The following is a 5,762-nucleotide window of genomic DNA, read 5'->3' on the forward strand; positions in this document are numbered from 1 at the left end:
GGGCTGCCCGGCCTGCCCGTCTGAAGCCCGGCGCTCAGGCGCTCAGTGTCAGCCGGGGTTCGCCGCGGGCATCGCCCACGGGATCGCCGACCACCGCCGTGAACACCTCGGTGCGTACCGTCAGACCCCGTTCGTCGTGATCGAAAGCGGGCGCGAAGACGCCGCCGGGCCCGTACCGTACGGCGAACACGTGCAGCCCGTCCGGGGCACCCGGTGCCGGGGCCGCCTCCAGGGCGGTGGAGGAGAACAGGTGGCGCCAGCCCTCGTCGGGGTTGCCGTAGCCGCGCGGTTCGGCGGCGAGGGTGAACGCGGCCTGTTCCTGGGTGAGTTCCGCGCGGGCGTCGAAGTGGTCGGGGCCGGTGTCCGTGGGGTGGGTGAGGCGCAGGCCGCCCGCCGAGGTGACCTCGCCCTCGGCGGTGCGGCGCACCCGGTCGCCGTCGTCGGCGGCGTACGGCAGTCCGGACAGCAGGTACGGCGTTCCGCCGAGCCGCTCCACGGCGACCGTCACCCACAGGCTCGTGCCGTCGGTGACGTACAGCGAGCGCACATGGCGCAGGACATGGTCGCGGCCGACGACCGGCTTGGTCACCAGCTTCGCCGCGAGCCCCTCGGCGCGGACGTCCGCGACCCGGACCTCTCCCATCGGGCGGCACAGCAGGAAGCCGTCGGTGACCGGACCGAATCCGTGCTGCCGGCGTACGGCGGCGGGCAGGTAGTAGGTGCCGGCGGCCTCGATCAGGGAGGGGGTCATCCGGTTGTCGAAGGCCACCGAGACCGTGCCGGAGCGCAGGTGGTGGCGGGTGGGCCGGGTCGACGGGGTGCGGTGCCAGCGGGTGGTGTCCTGGATCTGCCAGACCAGCATGAACGCGAAGTGCCCGTCGATCCGGCCGTCCCGCTGGACGGCGTGCCGGCCCCAGGCGGTGTCGCCCCGGTAGCGGCCGAGGTCGGAGCCGATGCGGGCGCTGAAGTAGCGCAGGCCCAGGACGGATTCGAAGCCGGAGTGCTGTTCGCTGTAGCGGGGGCCACCGTTGTCGTAGCCGCCGGAGGTCAGGCGGGCGTCGATGTAGCGGGCGAGGGTGTCGCCGTCCTGGGTGAAGATCTCCTCGCCGCTGACGCGGTGGGCCTGGGCCAGGAAGGACAGGGAGATCGGGCCGTAGTTGTTGTCGTAGGCGCCGCCGTGCTCGGGCGGCAGCAGTGCGCCCCGGTCACGGACCCGGTGGGCGCGGATCGCGTCGGTGTACAGGGCGAGGGCGCGAGAGCGGACCGACGCGCCCTCGCCGGTGGGCAGGTGGCGGGCGAGCATCAGGCCGCCGACCACACAGCCGATGGCCTGGTTGCCCGCCTCCTGCGGGTTGAAGAATGTGGCCTCGGTGAGCCAGCGCCAGTAGCCCTGTGCCAACTGCCTTAGTTCCGCGCACTGTTCGTCGTGGAGGAGGCCGTCGGCCGCGTCGAGGACGTTGACCGCCTGGAGCAGCGCCCAGACCGTGCTGGGCCAGTCGCCGATCGGGTGGGCGCCTGCCGCGAGTACGTAACGGGCATACGGCAGGCCCGAGTTGACGGCCCTGAGGTTCGGATAGCCGGGGTTGTCCTCGGTGTACACGCGCTCGCGCAGGTGGAAGGCGAGGCTGCGGCGGACCGCCTCCGGGAGCCGGGGGTCCTTGCCGCGCTGCCAGGCGAGGGCCAGCAGGGAGGTGATGCCCAGGGAGGTGTCCCCGATGTCGTCGTGGGCGTCGGGGTGTTCGAGACTGCCCTCAGGGGTCATGCGGGCGAGGGCCTGCTCGGTGACGTCGGCGAGGACGGCGTCGTACGCCTGCGGGGTGTTCGGCAGGTCGTGCAGCGGGCCGCGCTGGTATGGCAGATGCACGCTGGTCAGCCCTTCATTCCGGTGGTCGCCAGGCCTTCCACCAGTCTCTTCTGGAAGACGAAGAAGCAGATGAGCGTCGGGGCGAGGGCGAGTGCCGACATGGCGAACATCGCGCCGTAGGAGGAGCCGCTGGTCTTGTCCAGGAAGAGGGTGAGGCCGAGGGGGACGGTGAAGCGGGCGTTCTGCTGGAGATAGACGAGCTGGTGGAGGAAGTCGTCGTACGTCCAGACGAAGGTGAAGATCGTGGTGGTGACCAGGGCCGGCTTCATCAGGGGCAGGATGATCTTCCAGTAGATCTGGAGGGGGTTCGCGCCGTCCATCATCGCGGCCTGGTCCAGCTCGCGCGGGATGGAGCGGATGAACTGCACCATCAGGAAGATGAAGAAGGCGTCCGTGGCCAGGAACTTCGGCACGATCAGCGGCAGGAAGGTGTTGATCCAGGTCAGGTTGTAGAAGATCGTGTACTGCGGGATCAGCACGGCCTGCACCGGCAGCATGATCGTGCCGAGCATCAGGCCGAACCAGATCTTCTTGCCGCGGAACTCGAAGCGCGCGAAGGCATAGGCGGCCAGCGAGCAGGAGATGACGTTTCCGATCACCGCGCCGATCGTGACGATCAGCGAGTTGGTGATGTAGAGCGAGAAGGAGTTGCCGCTGCCGCTCCAGCCCTCGGAGTAGTTCCGCGGGTGCAGCTTGTTCGGGATCAGGCCGGGGTGCGTGAAGATCTCGGTGTCCGGCTTGAGGGAGCTGCTGAGCATCCACAGCAGCGGGTAGAGCATGACGAGCGCGACGCCGATGAGCAGGGTGTGCAGGAGGATGCGGCGGGGGCCGGTGAGCGAGCGGAGCGAACGGAGCTTCTCCAGCGGCGAAACGCTCGGGGTGATGGCGGACATGGTCGAAGAACCTCTCGTTCAGGCGGCGTCAGTCGTCGTAATGGACCCAGTAACGGCTGGCGACGAAATTGACCGCCGTGAAACCCGCGATGACCAGGAACAGCACCCAGGCCAGCGCCGAGGCGTAGCCCATCTGGAGGTCGGTGAAGCCCTTCTTGTAGAGGTAGAGGGAGTACAGCATGGTCGAATTGAGCGGTCCGCCGGTGCCGTTGCTCACGACGTAGGCGGGGGTGAACGTCTTGAAGCCGTCGATGACCTGCAGGACCAGGTTGAAGAAGACGATCGGGGTGAGCAGCGGGAGGGTGATCCGGAAGAACCGGGTGAGCGTTCCGGCGCCGTCGATCGCGGCGGCCTCGTACACGTCCCTAGGCAGCTGCTTCAGTCCGGCCAGGAAGATGACCATCGGCGTGCCGAACTGCCAGACGGCGAGCAGGATGAGCGTGTAGATCGAGGTGTCCGGACTCGATATCCAGTCCTGGCCCTTGACGCCGAACCAGCCGAGGAAGTCGTTGAACAGCCCGTCCCCGCCGAAGACCTGACGCCAGACGATCGCGATGGCGACCGCGCCGCCGAGCAGCGACGGAAGATAGAAAGCGGCCCGGTAGACGCCGATGCCCTTCAGCGGCCGGTTGAGCAGGATGGCCACGCCGAGCGCGAGCGCCAGCTTCAGCGGGACGGACACCAGGACGTACAGCAGGGTCGCGTGCACCGAGTCCCAGAAGACCGGGTCGTCCGAGAACATGTGCGTGTAGTTCTGGCCGCCGATCCATCGCGCCGGCGTGAGCAGGTCGAAGTCCGTGAAGGACAGGTACAGCGAGTCCAGCATCGGGTAGATCGTCAGCCCGAACAGGCCCACGAACCAGGGGGCCAGGAAGGCATACGGCCACCATCCTCCCCCGCGCCGTCTGGCGGCACGGCGGCGCAGACGTGCGCGCTCGCGCGGGCCGGCGGGGGACGCCGGGGCCGCCGGCCCCTCCCCCGCGGCCCCGTCGGTCTTGGCAGTGGTCATGCTCATGGTCTCCCTGACCCTCTCCCGGTGCCGGACTGTGCTGGGGCGGGCGGTCAGCCCGCGAGGATGTTCTGCGCCTGGTCGAAGAACTCGCTGAGCTGCGCCTTGATGGTCTTCTTGCCGAAGGCGACCGCCAGGTTGGACTCGAACAGCAGGTCCCAGATCTGGTCGGCGCCCTTGGGCGGGGGCACGGGCGCGGGCAGGGCGTTGGTCGCCTTGGCGACCCGCTGGGAGATGTAGTCGGCCATCGCCATGTTCCGCCGGTCGGTCTCGTTCAGCCCGGCCGAGATCAGCGAACGGGCCTTCTCGGTCGGCGGGATGCCGCGCAGCAGCCGCATGTCCTCGATGGCGGTGGGGTCCTGGGCGAAGAAGTCCATGATCTTCACCGAGTCGGCGGTCTTCTTGCTCGCCTTGGTCGCGCTGAGCAGCACACCTCCGTTGACGAAGTTGCCCTCGCGGGCGCCGGAGAAGTCGCCCTGCGGGGTGGGCAGGAAGTCCAGCTGGGCGTCGGTGATCGAGCCGCCGGCGCCGTAGACACCGGAGTCGAAGGTGAACAGGGCCTTGCCGATGACGACCGCGTTCTTGGTGAGGTCGTTGTGCGCGGCGGAGGTGATCGCGGGCGGCGGCGAGGCCTGGTCCTTGCGCATCGAGGCCCAGAACTCCCACCACTCCTGGAGGGTGTCGGCGGTGAAGCCCAGCTTCTTGCCGTCGTCGGAGAAGAACGGCTGGCCCTTCTCCCGGGCGAAGATCTCGAAGCACTGCAGGGTGGAGCCGCCGCCGTCGTCGACGCCGTGGATCCTGCCTCCGCTCTTCTTGTGGACCTGCGTGGCGATGTCCTTCAGATCGTTCCAGGTCCATTCGCGGTCGGGGAGCTTCAGGCCGAGTTTCTCCAGGCCGCTGCGGTTGACGGTCAGTTGGTTGACGCCGATGCCGGAGGGGACGCCGTACAGCTTGCCGTCGACCGTACCCGCGGCGAGCAGCGTCTTCGAGAAGCCGGTCAGGTCGAGGGAGTTGCCGACGTAGGAGTCGAGGGGGGCGAGGATGCCTTTGCGGGCGTACTGGGCGACCAGCGCGGTGTCCATCTGCAGCAGGTCGGGGGCGCTGCCGCCGGCGACCTGGGTGTTGAACTTGTCGAAGTAGCCGTCGTAGCCCGAGTAACGGGTCTCGATCTTGATCTTGGGGTTGTTCTTCTCGAAGGTCGCGAGGGCCTTCTTGTAGGCGGCGTGCCGCTCGTCGCTGCCCCACCAGGTCATCGTCAGGCTGCCGTTGTCGCTGCCCGCTCCGGTGCCGCCGGCGCAGGCGGTGAGCGCGGGGCCGAGGGCGCCTGCGACGGCGAGCCCGCTCGCGGTGCGGAAGAGGGTTCTGCGCGAGATCTGGTGACCCACCGGGTCCTCCCTGAGGGGTGCGTGACGGAGCCCCGGCCGGTCGCCGCGGCACGGATGTGGGTGTGCGGTCGCTGCGGCAGGGGTGTGTTGCTCGGGAACGTGCGCCTTCGGGGGCGGCCTCGCCCGGCCGCGCCGCCTGGGTACGGGCGGGATCCCCGGCCGACTGGAGGCCGGTGCCGCACGAGCACGCCCTCGTGCGCCGCGCCGTACGTCGTGTACGGACCGGATGCCACCCCGAGCCGGTGTCCCGACCGGCCTAGAAAGCGCTTGTCCGGACATTGGCAGAACGAGCCGGAGGCCGTCAATCCTTCCGTCGCGCAGCCTCGGTCACGGTTCGGACACCGCGGGCGACCGCGAGCCGGGCCGCGCCGACGACCGTGCCGAGATCGCCGACCGTGCTGACGACCACCTCGGTGGGCCAGCTCAGCCGCGCCAGTTCGGCCCGCACACCGGGCAGGAGCTGCGGATGGGCGCCGGTGCCGCCGCCGAGCACGATGAGTCCCGGGTCGAGTACGGCGGCCACGGCGGCGGCGAGCCGCCCCACGTCGGCGGCATGGCGGGCGACGACGGTGCGGGCCGGGGCGCTGCCCTGGCCGGCGAGGGCGAACAGC

General features: G+C 69.5%; 5 protein-coding genes. All 5 read right to left on the reverse strand.

Annotated elements, in window-relative coordinates; all coding sequences use genetic code 11:
* Window positions 1-34 precede the first annotated feature (34 nt).
* Window positions 35-1,864, reverse strand: coding sequence for a hypothetical protein (locus tag M878_RS53910; protein WP_023544793.1), 1,830 nt, complete (start codon window positions 1,862-1,864; stop codon window positions 35-37).
* A gap of 5 nt (window positions 1,865-1,869) precedes the next feature.
* Complete coding sequence (locus tag M878_RS53915; protein WP_023544794.1) at window positions 1,870-2,757, reverse strand: carbohydrate ABC transporter permease; 888 nt, start codon at window positions 2,755-2,757, stop codon at window positions 1,870-1,872.
* A 28-nt stretch (window positions 2,758-2,785) separates the two neighbouring features.
* Complete coding sequence (locus M878_RS53920) at window positions 2,786-3,766, reverse strand: carbohydrate ABC transporter permease (RefSeq protein ID WP_023544795.1); 981 nt, start codon at window positions 3,764-3,766, stop codon at window positions 2,786-2,788.
* A gap of 53 nt (window positions 3,767-3,819) precedes the next feature.
* A complete protein-coding gene (locus M878_RS53925) occupies window positions 3,820-5,151 on the reverse strand; it encodes an ABC transporter substrate-binding protein (RefSeq protein ID WP_023544796.1) in 1,332 nt (443 codons plus the stop codon).
* Window positions 5,152-5,452: 301 nt separating this feature from the next.
* On the reverse strand, window positions 5,453-5,762 hold a 310-nt coding region (locus tag M878_RS99420; RefSeq protein WP_037730058.1), incomplete at its 5' end, for an ROK family protein.

The organism is Streptomyces roseochromogenus subsp. oscitans DS 12.976 (assembly GCF_000497445.1).
GTDB classification, from domain to species: domain Bacteria; phylum Actinomycetota; class Actinomycetes; order Streptomycetales; family Streptomycetaceae; genus Streptomyces; species Streptomyces oscitans.